The sequence below is a fragment of the Mucilaginibacter sp. NFR10 genome, from assembly GCF_900100445.1.
GTDB classification, from domain to species: Bacteria; Bacteroidota; Bacteroidia; order Sphingobacteriales; family Sphingobacteriaceae; genus Mucilaginibacter; species Mucilaginibacter rubeus.
This window is the reverse complement of sequence record NZ_FMTV01000002.1, coordinates 22,378-35,772: the sequence shown is the minus strand read 5'-3', so window position 1 is coordinate 35,772 and position 13,395 is coordinate 22,378. Positions and strand designations below refer to the sequence as shown.

The window sequence follows — 13,395 nt, the reverse complement described above, 5'->3', positions numbered from 1 at the left end:
TGAAGGCTGGCTTACCAGCTCATGATCTCCATAACCCGGGTAAATTCGGGTTGAAGTGCGGCTTTGATCGTTATTTCTTCACCGGTTATGGGGTGCTTAAAATTTAACTGCGATGCATGCAGTAGCATGGTTGTCATTGCCCATTGCTCTAAAAACAACTTATTCTGTTTGTTACAGCCGTGGGTGCGGTCGCCTATAATTGGGTGAAAAATATGGCTCAGGTGCTTGCGTAATTGGTGCATACGCCCGGTTGCAGGCACAGCCTCAACCAATGAATACCTTGAAGTTGGATGTTTGCCAAGGGCTATATCAAGTTCTGCCCTTTTTAGGGTAGTGTAACTGGTAAATGCATCCTGCAAAGTGCCGTTCTCTTTGCGCAGTGGGTAATCTATATCTTCCGCATCAGGTGTATGGCCCCTTACTATGGCCAGGTATTTCTTGCTCACCTGGTTTTCCATAAATGCTTTTTGCATGGCAATCTCTACCTCTTTATTAAAAGCAAAAAGCAGGATCCCACCGGTTTTACGATCGATACGGTGAACAGGGTTAACTTTCATGCCAATTTGATCCCGAAGCAATTGCAGGGCAAACTCTGAAGCATCGGCTGCTATGGGCGACCGGTGAACCAGCAACCCATGAGGCTTGTTGATGGCAATCAGATGTTCATCGCGGTATATGATCTCTAACATGGGCATAATTACAAGGCTGCGAATTTACGGCAGCATTTTGGATTTATTTCTGAAATCTTCTACCGTAGGGCACTTCGCATTAAAATACCTCAACAAATCTTTTTAAACAGCTTTTAAAAGTTATTGATGTAAAAAAATAATTTTAAATAGTATTGCTTTTCCTATCTTTAGTTCACACCTAAATACAATTAAACTAATGGCTACCACAGCAGACCAGGCAAGTGCTAAACAGGCCGACGACATTAACGCGGCCCGCACCCGTTTATTTTCACTGGATGCCCTTCGGGGATTTGATATGTTTTGGATTATGGGCGGCGAAAAGATCTTCCATGGCATGGCCAAAGCCACCGGTTCACCATTCTGGAGCGCTATTGCCAACCAGTTCACCCACCCCGACTGGAATGGTTTTCACCTGTATGATCTTATCTTCCCGTTGTTCCTGTTTATGGCAGGCGTATCAACTCCATTTTCTGTGGGGCGCGAACTGGAAAAAGGCAAAACACGTCAGCAATTACTGCTGCGCGTTATAAAAAGGGCATTTATTTTAGTGTTGCTCGGCCTTGTGGTAAACAACGGGTTAAAAATTATGCCTGTTTCAGATATCCGCTTCCCCAGCGTATTGGGCCGTATCGGTATTGCCTATATGTTTGCCAACATCATTTACCTGTATAGTACCGAGCGCTGGCAAATGTTTTGGTTTGGCTTTTTCATCATCGGCTATTGGCTGCTGCTTAAGTTTACCTCCGCACCGGGCTTCCCTATGGGCGACCTGACCATGAAAGGCAATTTTGCCTCATACGTTGACCGCAGCATACTACCGGGCAGATTGTATTTAGGCATCCACGACCCTGAGGGACTTTTTTCAACCATCCCGGCCATCAGCACCGGCATATTGGGCATCCTTACCGGCCTGTTGCTTAAAAAGGGCGGCGTTACGCAAATGCGCAAGGTAACTACCATGGCTGTTGTGGGGGTGATCTTCCTCATTCTCGCACAAATCTGGAACCTTGATTTCCCGATCAACAAAAACCTGTGGACAAGCTCATTTGTGCTGCATGTAGGCGGTTTAAGCCTATTGCTGATGGCATTATTTTACTTCATCATTGATGTAAAAGGCTATCAGAAATGGGCATTTTATTTCAGGGTGATAGGCATGAACTCCATCCTGATTTATATTTCGGGCCACTTTATTAAATGGAGTTATACAACCGAAGGCTTTTTTGGATGGATAGGCCAGTTAGTAGGCGATCCTTACAATATCGTAGTAATGGCTATTTGCTTCGTATTGGTAAAATGGGCGTTTTTGTATTATTTATATACCAAGAAGACATTTTTGAGAGTGTAAGCTGAACCTTGATTGAAAGGATTTTAGGATAACCATGAATTAAAAAGCATCAAGGCTATCCTAAAGTCCGGCAAATCAAGGTTTAAATATCACGGCATCCTTTAATCCTATAAATCAGGGTTCAACCACATTTTCTGCTCCTCCGGCGTTAAGTAAGTCCAGGCCATAATACGGCTTACCTTTTGGCCTTGCGACATATTGATGGTTTGCACATCTTTTACGCCTTCTTTTTGAAGGGTATTATATAAGATCCTGAGATTTTCTTTTTTTGAAACCAGCGTGGTAAACCATAAAACCTGTTTCTCAAATGGCTTACTCTGGGCTGCCATCAGTTTCAGGAATGCAGCTTCGCCCCCGGGATACCACAACTCGGTATTTTGGCCGCCGAAATTAAGTATAGGCTGTTTATCCTTTCTTAAACCAAGGTTATCCCATTTACGGGCCGAACCGGCAGCAGCCTCCTTAGCCGAGGCGTGGAAGGGCGGGTTACAGATTGTAAGATCAAATAACTCGCCGGGTTTAATGATCCCTTTAAAAATATCGGCCTTCTTGCTTTGCTGTCTCAATTCAACAGCAACCTTTAACTGGCTGTTTTGCTCAACAATACTTTGTGCCGATGCCATAGCCTCTAGGTCGAGCTCTGAGCCAACAAAGTTCCAGCCATATTCTTTGAAACCTACTATGGGATAAACCAGGTTAGCACCTGTTCCGATGTCAAGCACACGTACTTTCCGGCCTTTGCGCACAACACCGTTATTAACAGAAGCAAGCAGATCGGCCGCATAATGAATATAATCGGCACGGCCAGGTATAGGCGGACATAAAAAACCTTCGGGAATGTCCCAGTAGTTTATGCCGTAATGATGCTGCAGCAATGCCTTATTAAGTGTTTTTACTGCTTCCGGATCGGCAAAATTAATGGTAAAATTATCATATTCATTGGTACGCACAAACGGCCTCAGGGCAGGCGTGGCTTTGATCAATGCTTTAAAATCATACCCCCCGCGGTGTTTATTACGCGGGTGCATATTGGTTTTAGCCTGAGGCTGGTTGGATTCTTGTGCTGACAATGGAATAGTGTTTTTTTAGTTTATGATTAACCCACAATGCCATTCAGATCGGCAGGCGAATAATTGATAGATTTTAATGTTTTATGGTCAGAGGTGCGGTATACCAGGTACAAGCCGTCTATTTCTTTATAGTATGCATCTGTATTGGCCGTATTTTTATAATGCTCGATGGTTTTTTCGGCCTCCTCAACTGTTTTGCAGGCTTTGCTCATGTTGGAGCGGTGAACCTCATCAAACAGCTCTTTAAATTTTGAGCCCAAACCAAATTCAAGTACCGCTCCTGATAATACATATTGCAGATCGCAGAGGGCATCAGCTACTTCAACCATGTTATTATCATTAACAGCCTGCTGCAGTTCTTTTAGTTCTTCGGCAATAAGTTCGATACGCAGATCACAGCGTGCTCTTGAGGGTATTGCAGGTTTTTCAATTATAGGATGCTTAAAAGTGGCATGAAATTCGGCTACCTGGGTTAATGCACTTAAATCTTTGATCATGTTGTTTTAGGGCGATAAATAAACGGCTAAGTTAAGAATTAACCCTAAGGCTTTCAAAAAATTAGTATAAGCCGTATTAGGCCAAAGGTTATGAAACAAAAAATAAATAAAGCAACAACAATTAATAGCACTGATTATCAATTAATAAAAATTTAACATAAATAGCGATTGTTAACATAAACATAATATTAAAACCACATTATATTAACCTAACTTTGCACCGCGTAGAAAAAAACTGTGCTTCACCCGATCTCCAATCCATTCACATGAAAAATATAAAAGATAAAGCCGCTACTAAACAAGCCCGCAAAATTCTTAAGAAGCAATTAAAAGAAAAATTAGTAATCCAGATTGAAACCCTGGTAAGTGAATTTGGCCCCGATGCCGGCAAAACTAAAAAGGCTATCGACAAAGCTGCAAAAAACCTGGCAAAAATATTGGCGGCTAAATTAAGTCCTGAAGTACACGCCGCTCCCGCTGAACTCAAAGCAAAAAAGGAGAAAAAAGCAACCGAAGCAGCATCGGCTACTCCTGCAAAAGCGCCTGCGAGCAAAACAACAAAAGATACCGAGCCTGAAAAAGCCATTTAATTAAAAAAAACAAACGACAAAAAAGACATTAAATTCATTTTTTTAATACCAAAAAAGCCAAATGTTAAGGATTAAGACCTTTCAGCAGTTGGCTTTTTTTATTAATTCAACAATGTGGCATAAAAAAATACAACAATGCCAATATTTTTCATCACAAATCACCCAAAACAGTAAATCACGAGTGCAAATCTTCCAATAAAATTGATTTTATATTGACAATTATTCAATAATTATTAACTTACGTTAAAATTAACATTATTTCAATAGCCATAACCTCCGTTTTATGAAGAAAATTTTACTATTCACCCTCGTTTTGCTAACCATAACTCCCCTATTGGCATTAGCACAAAAGAAAGCTATAACCGGAATCGTTACCGATGCGGCAAGCAATGCACCAATGCCCGGGGTGTCGGTACATATAAAAGGGAGCAATTTAGGTACAAGCACCAACGCAAAGGGGATATACACCATTTCGGCAGCGGCAACTGATGAACTGATTATAAGCTATACGGGCTACAAAACCATAACAGTTGCTATTAACGGACGTACTAAAATTGATATTACACTGGTTGGTGATATAGCCCAATTAAATGAAGTAGTATTGATAGGTACACGATCTGCCGGGCGGGTAAAACTTGAAACGGCGGTTCCTGTTGATATTGTTAATGTGGGTAAAGCGGCCTCAGTAACCGGTCGTATGGATATTACTGACATCCTTAACTACTCGGCTCCCTCATTCAACTACAATAAACAATCCGGTTCGGATGGTGCCGACCACGTTGAACTGGGTACTTTGCGCGGTTTAGGACCTGATCAAACCCTGGTATTGGTGAATGGCAAACGGCGGCATTCCACTGCTTTCGTTTCGGTATTCGGTACGCGGCCGCGGTAACTCCGGTGTCGATCTGAGTTCGATCCCAACGGCATCTATCGACAGAATCGAGATCCTTCGCGACGGCGCTTCGGCCCAGTATGGCTCTGACGCTATTGCGGGTGTTATCAACCTTGTTTTAAAGAAAACCACCGGCGTGTTTAATGCCAACGTTGGTTATTCTGGTTACTATGATCCCGCCTTTAACAGTGGTAAAAGTGTTGTTGCCTCTCAATACCCTCACGGTGGTGCTATTGATGGCAATGGTATCACCATTGATGCCAATTATGGTTTGGCTCTTGGTAAAAACGGTGGTTTCATCAATTTTACGGGCGACTATGCCAAAAACGGCAAAACCTTTCGCCAAACCCATGATACCACAACCTCAAATCCCAAAGCATTGCCTATAAACCCTTACAGGCGTGCCAATGGCGATGGATCGGCCGAGAGCGGCACATTCTTTTTCAACCATGAATCACCTCTTGCCGGTACCCGTACAACTTTATACAGCTTTGGCGGCTATAGCTATAAAGCATCTGATGATTATGCCTTTACCCGTAATTTCTCTGGTCGCCCCGAACGTTTCCCTACTGACAACAGTGGTAACATAATCCCTGTAAGCGGCATTATTTTTACTACTCCCGACGGCGAATCATATTACAATCCCATTATCCGCACCCATAATACAGATCTTGCCATTGCCGTAGGCGCAAAAGGTACCCTGGGCAATGCCTGGGACTGGGATTTGAGCAATAATATCGGTAACAATAAGTTCCACTTTTTTGGCTATAAAACATTTAATGCTTCTTTAGGGGCTGGTAAAACCAATTTTGACGACGGCGGATCGGAGTTTTTACAAAACACCAGTAACCTGAACATCAACAAACATTTTGGCAATGTAATGCAGGGCCTTAACCTTGGTTTTGGCGGCGAATACCGTTACGAGCGCTATAAGATCTTTTCGGGCGAAGAGGCATCCTACAAAAATTATGATCCAACTGGCGTAAAAGCGGCAGGCTCACAGGGCTTCCCCGGCTATCAGCCCGGTGATGTGGTAAATGCCCACCGTTCGGTAGAAGGTGTATATGTTGATCTTGAAGGCGATATCACTAAAAAATGGCTGGTCGATTTCGCTAACCGCTATGAACATTACAGCGACTTTGGCTCAAACTTTAATACCAAACTGGCTACACGCTATAAAATTACCGATAACTTTAACATCCGCGGTTCATTGGGTACAGGTTTCCGTGCACCATCGTTACAGCAGATCAATTACAGTTCAACCTTTACCAACGTACAGGGCACGGTGATATCTGAAGTTAAAATAGCGCCAAACTATAGCCCTATCACCAAAGCAGCAGGCATCCCTAACCTTAAACAGGAAAAATCAAAAAATGCCGGTTTAGGCTTTACCTTTAAACCAATGCCTGAGTTAAGCTTTACTGTTGATGGATACTATATTAAAGTTACCGACCGCGTTGTGCTTTCTGGCCAGTTCAGTGCCGATGACGAAACCCTCGACCCTACATTTACCAATGCCCTGAAAAACCTGCATGTAAGCTCTGCCCAGTTTTTTGCCAATGCTGTAAACACTACCAACAAAGGTTTGGACGTAGTTATTGACTACAACAAAACTATTGGCGCCAACAGGTTCAGGGTACTTTTTACAGGCAATTTCCAAACCATGAAGATTGACAAGGTAAACTACCCGCCTATACTTGGTACTACCCCTGCCTTGCGCGAAACATTTTTGAGCGAGCGCGAAAAGAAATTCATCCTGGCATCGGCCCCGCCTCAAAAACTTAGCTTAAACCCCGAGTTTAGCCACAAAAGCTTTACCGTAGGTACACGCTTTACTTACTTTGGTAAAGTTGTGATTGATGGCTATGGCGACGGTACAACCCTCACCCCTACCGTACCAACCGATAATGGTTCGGCACAACTACCCGACCAATATATTTACAGCGGTAAAGTTGTAAGCGACCTGTATTTTGCTTATAAAGTGGCGAAATCGGTTCGTGTATCTATAGGAGCGGATAACATTTTTAACGTACATCCTGATCTGGCTTATGTAAAGGGAGCTAAGGGATGGGCTTATAACAACGAACCATCAGGTCCGTTTGATGCCGTACAGATGGGCGAAAACGGCCGCCGCTTTTTTGCCCGGGTAGGCTTTACATTTTAAATAATCAACTGAAAAACTATTAACTGACTGATTCGATACAGGTCGCCCCGATTGTGGGGCGACCTTTTTAATTTAGAGGAAATTCATAAATATTGATAGCTCTGTAACTTTATATGTTGATTAAACTCTAAACTTGTAAACTGTTAAAACATGTTAAATAGGTTCAAAAAATAAGATTTTGCAATCTATTTAACATAGCATTGCAGATAAAATAATGCCTGTACCAAACCAGCACATAGCCCACACGGACGAACAGTTATTACAACTAATGGCCCGCGACAACCGCGATGCCTTTACCGAGTTGTATCACCGGTATTGGGATAAAACCTTTGCTGTGGCCTATCACCGTTTAGATGATGAGCATGAGGCCGAAGAAGTAGTGCAGGAAGTATTTTTAAGCATCTGGCAGCGCCGGGCAAGCCTTAAGTTAACATATACCATGGCTACGTATCTTTCGGTAGCCATTAAATACAAGGTGATCAACCATCTTGATCGCCAGTACAGGAAACAACAGCACCTGGATGAATTCGCTTTTACCTTGCCCGAAGCAGACGACAGCACCATTCAATGGCTGGAGGAAAAAGAACTGCGCCAACGGCTTAACCACAGCATCAGCCTCCTGCCCGAAAAATGCCGTATCGTATTCCTGCTTAGCCGGGATGAAAATAAAACCTATGCCGAGATAGCTGCTGAACTGGGCATATCACAAAAAACTGTTGAGGCACATATGTCAAAGGCGCTAAGTTCGTTAAGGCAATCGCTGGGTATTTCTCTGCCGGTGCTGATTTTACTCCTCAGTTAACATACGCTTCAATTTTTAACATAATGAAGCGCGATACAGCCCGATTCAAGGATCTTTGATTCAATTAGTTTTAAGCCTACATTTTCCTTTAAACCTACGGCTTCCAGCAGACTTCTTCCCTCACCTACAATTACGGGATGTATAACATAATGAAACTCATCAACCAAACCAAGTTCAATGAGTTGTAAGGGCAGGTTCACACCTCCTATTGAAATATTACCACCAGCCTGTTGCTTCAGTTTGCGGATCTCATCGCCAGGGTTTGCTTGACTAATAACAGAGTTTTTATCGTCGGTACTGGTCAGTGTCCGTGAGAAAACAAGTTTTTCAATACTGTCAAATGCCTGTGCAAATTCTTTTTCCTCTTTGGTTGAGTTAGGATCTTTTGCGGCATCCGGCCAATACGGAACCATAAGCTCGAAGGTTTTACGCCCGTATACAATCAGGTCAACATCATCCATAAGTCGGGTAAAATGTTCTAATATATCCTTGCCACCGCTAAATTTGGTGTGGTCGCAGCAACCATCTAAGCTCAGGTTAATGCCGTAGATTACTTTTCTCATTTGATTGGTTTTAATTGGCTTTTTTAAAATTAGTAAATTTCAACCGGCATAACTTATACAGATCTTTATCTCACTAAAAAGAAAAAACGATAGCGGTAAATATTTTTCATTTTCCACTAAGGGTATCTGCTTCCATCACTGACTATATGTGCAAAAGGTTGAAAGATCAGGCACAATGGAAAACAACACCTATAATGTAAAAGAGCTCGCTCATAAGTTAAAACAAGGCACCATCAGTACTGACGAAAAAGCCTGGCTTGATACCTGGTATGCCGGTTTTAATGATGAGGAAGTATTGTTATCGGCCTCGAAATACCAAAATCCTGAACAGCTGCGGGAAAGTATTTTGACTAAGATAACCGCGCAAATGGAAACACCGGGGCAACCTGCGCGTAAGGTATTTACCTTATGGCGAAATATAGCTGCTGCAGCGGCTGTGGTATTACTGGTTACCTTTGCCGCGCTTTACAAAAACCAGGTATTAGAAGTTATTGATCCTGCCAAACAGGTCGATCTGGTTACAGCTCCGGGCAAACACCGGCAAATCAGTTTGCCCGATGGTACCCGGATCTGGCTTAGTCCCGGCAGCCGCATCAGTTATCCAGATAAATTCAGGACTAAAGAACGTTTGGTAATACTGGAGGGTGAGGCGTTTTTCGATGTAGTGCATGATGAAGACCATCCATTCGTTATCCAATCGGGACAGCTTAAAACCGTTGTATTAGGTACCAGCTTTAATGTTAAGGCCTATCCCGACCAGATTATCTCTGAAGTTACGGTTATCAGCGGAAAAGTGGCGGTGCAGGAGCATAACCTACCCAAAAGCCAGCAAGCCATTATGGTACTTAACCAACGGGCCTTGTATAACAAGGCTGACAGATCATTAATTAAAGAAAATTATCCCAATGCCTCCAAATTCCTTTCACAACGTACCGGTTTGTTCAGTTATGACGGGGCGTCCCTGCAAACCGTGGTTGACGACCTGTCGCATCAGTATGGTATCCGCATAAACCTTACGCCGGATATCACCCAAAACGGTTTTTACGGTCATATCAACACGAATGAGCCTATCGACAAAACGTTTAATAAACTTTGCGCCGTAATGGACCTTCGGTGGAAACGGGTCGAAAACCAATATTTCCTGCAACCTTTACCACCCAACAATTAACCTTTTTATTCTAAAACATCATCCCTAAAAAGGAAAACAAACCACACCAACAATTTAAAGCAACTATGAAAACCAACAGACCGGCATGGCCCTCCATGCTGATTTGCGAAATAACGCGAACACCCTTACGAACGGCACTCTGCATGTTGTTATTTTTAATGATGTCACTAAGCAAAGCACAAGCCCAGGGGCCTTTAGATAAACCCGTTACTATAACTATAAGCAACGAACCGCTTAAGCAGGCTTTGGATAAGATCACAGCTGCCTGCGGCGTAAGGTTCACCTATAACGAAACCGTTGCTAAAAGCACGGTGAAACTCAGTGTCAACGCCCAAAATCAACCTTTAGGCAATGTATTACGCAAAGCCCTTGCTCCGCATCCTTTTAGTTTTACGGTGCTGGATAATGAAGTACTGATCAAATATGATGAGGCTAAGATAAAAAAGCGGGCAGCCGCCCCGGCAGACGGAAAATACACCGTAAGCGGCACCATTAAATCTAAACAAACCGGCGAAACGATCATCGGGGCGAGCATCAGGGTTGCCAGTGTAAACGCGGGCACATCCAGTAATGAATACGGTTTTTATTCGCTCACGCTGCCTGCCGGCAATCACGAGCTTTTGGTAACCGCCATGGGGCAAAAAGCCGTGGTTGTTCCGGTATCATTAGCCGGTAGCCTTCGTTTAAATATCGAACTGGAAGACAATGCCCAGCAATTGCAGGAAGTAACCGTTAAAGCAGCGCCTGCCGGTGCACGCGACCTGGCGAGCCCGCAAATGGGTGTTGAACACCTCAGCATTCAGGAAACCAAAAACATTCCCGTGCTGCTTGGCGAGCGGGATGTAATCAAAACCATCCAATTGCTGCCTGGGATCAAATCGGCCGGGGAAGGCAGCGGCGGGTTCTTTGTACGCGGTGGCGCAACCGATCAAAATTTGATCCTGCTGGATGAGGCACCCGTATACAATGCATCGCATTTGCTGGGTTTCTTCTCCACCTTTAACTCGGATGCCATCAAGAACATCAATATTTATAAAGGCGACATGCCCGCGCAATATGGCGGCAGGCTTTCATCTGTACTGGATATTAAAATGAATGATGGTAACAACCAGAAGTTTGGCGTAAGCGGCGGCATTGGCCTGATTGCCGCGCGCATCAATGCCGAAGGGCCTATTCAAAAAGGCAAATCATCTTTCCTGATTTCTGCACGGCGTACTTATGCAGATGCTTTCCTGGCCTTATCAAAAGACAGTATTGCAAAAAAAAGCCAGCTTTATTTTTATGACCTTAATGCCAAAGCCAACTATGTTTTAGGCGATAAAGACAGGTTGTTTGTTTCGGGATATTTTGGAAAGGATGTGCTTAAGGCTGCTGATATAGCCGGCATTAACTGGGGTAACACCACGGCTACCCTGCGCTGGAACCATATTTTTAACAGTCAGCTGTTTTCAAACACCTCGCTCATTTACAGCAATTATGACTATAAGCTTAACATTAAGCAGGATGTAAACGAATACAATATTTATTCGCAGATCCGCGACTTTAATTTTAAGGAAGACATGCAATGGTATGCCGGCGGCAAAAACACCATCAGCTTTGGTGTAAACAGCATTTACCATACCATTAAGCCGGGCGAAATTTCGGCAACCGGTAACTCTGGCGTTATATCTCAAAGCCTGCAAAACAGGTATGCCCTTGAAAACGCCGCTTATGTTACCAACACCTGGAAAGCAACAGACCGCTTTACCCTAACCTATGGGGTACGCCTGTCGGCCTTTACCATTCTTGGCTCAGGCGATTATTATGATATTGATGCTGACGGGAACATCGTAAGCTCTAAACATTACACTTCCGGCCAGGAGGTAAAAACCTATATAAACCCCGAGCCCCGCATTGCAGCGGCTTTCCAGCTAAACGATGTTAGTTCTATCAAGGCATCGTACGCCCGCAATGCGCAAAACCTGCATTTGATCTCCAACTCAAACTCGGGTTCACCAACGGATAAATGGGTGGCCAGCACCAACCTGATCAAGCCCGAAATTGCCGATCAGTTCTCTGTTGGATACTATAAAGATTTTAACGATCATAATTATGAGTTTACCGTTGAAAGCTATTACAAAAAGCTGCAAAACCAAATAGATTACCGTAATGGCGCCAATGTGTTCACCAATCAACCCATAGAAACACAGTTGCTTTTCGGAAAAGGCCGCTCCTACGGTGCCGAGTTTTTACTGAAGAAGAAAACCGGCAGGCTTAGCGGCTGGATCAGCTATACGCTGTCAAAATCTGAACGGATGATTGACGGCATCAATAACAATCAGTGGTACAATGCCCGGCAGGACCGCACCCACGACATTGCCATTGTAGCCATGTATAAAGCCAGCGAAAAATGGACATTCTCGGCCAACTTCGTTTACTATACCGGCGATGCCGTGACCTTCCCGAGTGGTAAATACCAGGTTGACGGCGTAACTTATTACTACTATACCAACCGAAATGCCGACAGGATGCCGGCTTATCACCGTTTAGATTTAGGGGCAACCAGGCAACTCAAAAAGACAGCAAAGTTTCAGTCTGATCTGACATTCAGTTTGTACAATGCATACGGTAATCCAAACGCTTACCGCATATTTTTCCGCGATAACAAGACCGATGCGAGCCGTACCGAAGCGGTGCGCACTACCCTGTTCACCTTTGTGCCTTCGGTTACCTATAACTTTAAATTTTAAGCCGATGAAAAACACTATAAAATATATAACTATCCTGCTTTTTGCAGCAAGCCTAAGCAGCTGCGAAAAGGCCATCGACCTTAAACTGAAAGATACCACCCCGCAATATGTAGTTGAAGGTGTATTAACCAACCAGGCCGGCGGCTGCAAAGTATTATTAAGTAAGACCAAAAACTTCACCGATAACAATGACTTCAATGGCATAGGCGGCGCTACCGTTGCTATTGCCGATGATAATAACAATGTTTACCCGCTTACAGCTACCAGCACAGGCATTTACCAAAACAGTACTTTAACAGGCATCCCTGGCCATACCTATCAGCTTAGTGTGAGTGTTGATGGCAAAACATTCACCTCAAGCTGCTTAATGCATCCCACGGTTCCCTTAGATAGTATTTACCTGGTTAAAGACGAACTTCAAAATAACAAGGACGGCACCCCGCGCAAATATGTTACCGTGCGATATGACGACCCTATAGCTACCAAAAACTATTACCGTTTTGTACAGTATGTAAACGGTCGCAAAGAAGAAACGATCATGCTGGAAGACGACGAATTTACCAACGGGCAGGAGGTGAACAACAACCTCAGGTTTGATAACAGCAACGATAACCCGGCACGTGATATCCGCCCCGGCAATCAGGTAACCATCGAAATGATGAGCATTGACCAGGCCGTTTACAAATACTTTTACAGCCTCAGTAACAGCGCTAATGGCGATGGGAACAACGCCGCCCCGGCAAATCCATTAACCAATATTAAGGGCGGCGCACTGGGTTACTTTAGTGCGCACACAGTGGAGAGGAAGGTATTGACAGCGCCGTAACCGCCAGCCCTTAAAGGGGCAACTATCGTAGTAAAATCATATAAAAACACCCGCCCGAGG

At 43.8% G+C, this 13,395-nt stretch carries 12 protein-coding genes; 8 read left to right on the top strand and 4 right to left on the bottom strand.

All coding sequences use genetic code 11. The features are described 5' to 3' along the window. Positions 1-11 precede the first annotated feature (11 nt). The gene (locus BLP33_RS07935; protein WP_090526328.1) at positions 12-689 is read right to left on the bottom strand and encodes a pseudouridine synthase; all 678 of its coding nucleotides are present in this window, start codon (positions 687-689) and stop codon (positions 12-14) included. Positions 690-885: 196 nt separating this feature from the next. On the opposite strand from BLP33_RS07935, the gene BLP33_RS07930 reads away from it, so the two are divergent. Continuing rightward, on the top strand, positions 886-2,034 hold the full coding sequence (locus BLP33_RS07930) for an acyltransferase family protein (protein WP_090526326.1): 1,149 nt from the start codon (positions 886-888) through the stop codon (positions 2,032-2,034). A gap of 107 nt (positions 2,035-2,141) precedes the next feature. On the opposite strand, the gene rlmF is transcribed toward BLP33_RS07930, so the two are convergent. Next, positions 2,142-3,104, bottom strand: a complete 963-nt coding sequence (rlmF, locus tag BLP33_RS07925; protein WP_090526324.1) for a 23S rRNA (adenine(1618)-N(6))-methyltransferase RlmF — start codon at positions 3,102-3,104, stop codon at positions 2,142-2,144. A gap of 26 nt (positions 3,105-3,130) precedes the next feature. Then, entirely contained in the window at positions 3,131-3,601 is a 471-nt protein-coding gene (locus BLP33_RS07920) for a pyrophosphohydrolase domain-containing protein (protein ID WP_217633138.1), read from the bottom strand. A 266-nt stretch (positions 3,602-3,867) separates the two neighbouring features. On the opposite strand from BLP33_RS07920, the gene BLP33_RS07915 reads away from it, so the two are divergent. The 4 genes from BLP33_RS07915 (at position 3,868) to BLP33_RS07900 (ending at position 8,049) form a co-directional block, all read left to right on the top strand. Next, entirely contained in the window at positions 3,868-4,191 is a 324-nt protein-coding gene (locus BLP33_RS07915; RefSeq protein WP_090526322.1) for a hypothetical protein, read from the top strand. 283 nt (positions 4,192-4,474) lie between these two features. After that, positions 4,475-5,083, top strand: coding sequence for a carboxypeptidase-like regulatory domain-containing protein (locus tag BLP33_RS07910; RefSeq protein ID WP_090526320.1), 609 nt, complete (start codon positions 4,475-4,477; stop codon positions 5,081-5,083). After that, complete coding sequence (locus tag BLP33_RS07905; protein ID WP_090526318.1) at positions 5,025-7,247, top strand: TonB-dependent receptor plug domain-containing protein; 2,223 nt, start codon at positions 5,025-5,027, stop codon at positions 7,245-7,247. Before BLP33_RS07910 ends, BLP33_RS07905 begins: the two co-directional genes overlap by 59 nt. Positions 7,248-7,461: 214 nt before the next feature. Beyond that, positions 7,462-8,049 carry an RNA polymerase sigma factor gene (locus BLP33_RS07900; protein WP_090526316.1) on the top strand — a complete coding sequence of 196 codons (588 nt, stop codon included), beginning with the start codon at positions 7,462-7,464 and terminating at the stop codon, positions 8,047-8,049. 8 nt (positions 8,050-8,057) lie between these two features. Here the strand turns inward: BLP33_RS07900 and BLP33_RS07895 are convergent, their stop codons facing one another. Then, a complete protein-coding gene (locus BLP33_RS07895; protein ID WP_090526314.1) occupies positions 8,058-8,612 on the bottom strand; it encodes a dihydrofolate reductase family protein in 555 nt (184 codons plus the stop codon). Between the two features lie 175 nt (positions 8,613-8,787). Between BLP33_RS07895 and BLP33_RS07890 the strand changes: the two genes are divergently transcribed. From BLP33_RS07890 to BLP33_RS07880, 3 genes are all read left to right on the top strand, one after another. Beyond that, positions 8,788-9,780: a FecR family protein gene (locus BLP33_RS07890; protein WP_090526312.1), complete on the top strand. Its 993-nt coding sequence runs from the start codon at positions 8,788-8,790 to the stop codon at positions 9,778-9,780. A 65-nt stretch (positions 9,781-9,845) separates the two neighbouring features. Further along, a complete protein-coding gene (locus tag BLP33_RS07885) occupies positions 9,846-12,509 on the top strand; it encodes a TonB-dependent receptor (RefSeq protein WP_254780083.1) in 2,664 nt (887 codons plus the stop codon). A 4-nt stretch (positions 12,510-12,513) separates the two neighbouring features. Beyond that, complete coding sequence (locus BLP33_RS07880; RefSeq protein ID WP_175489971.1) at positions 12,514-13,335, top strand: DUF4249 domain-containing protein; 822 nt, start codon at positions 12,514-12,516, stop codon at positions 13,333-13,335. Positions 13,336-13,395 lie beyond the last annotated feature (60 nt).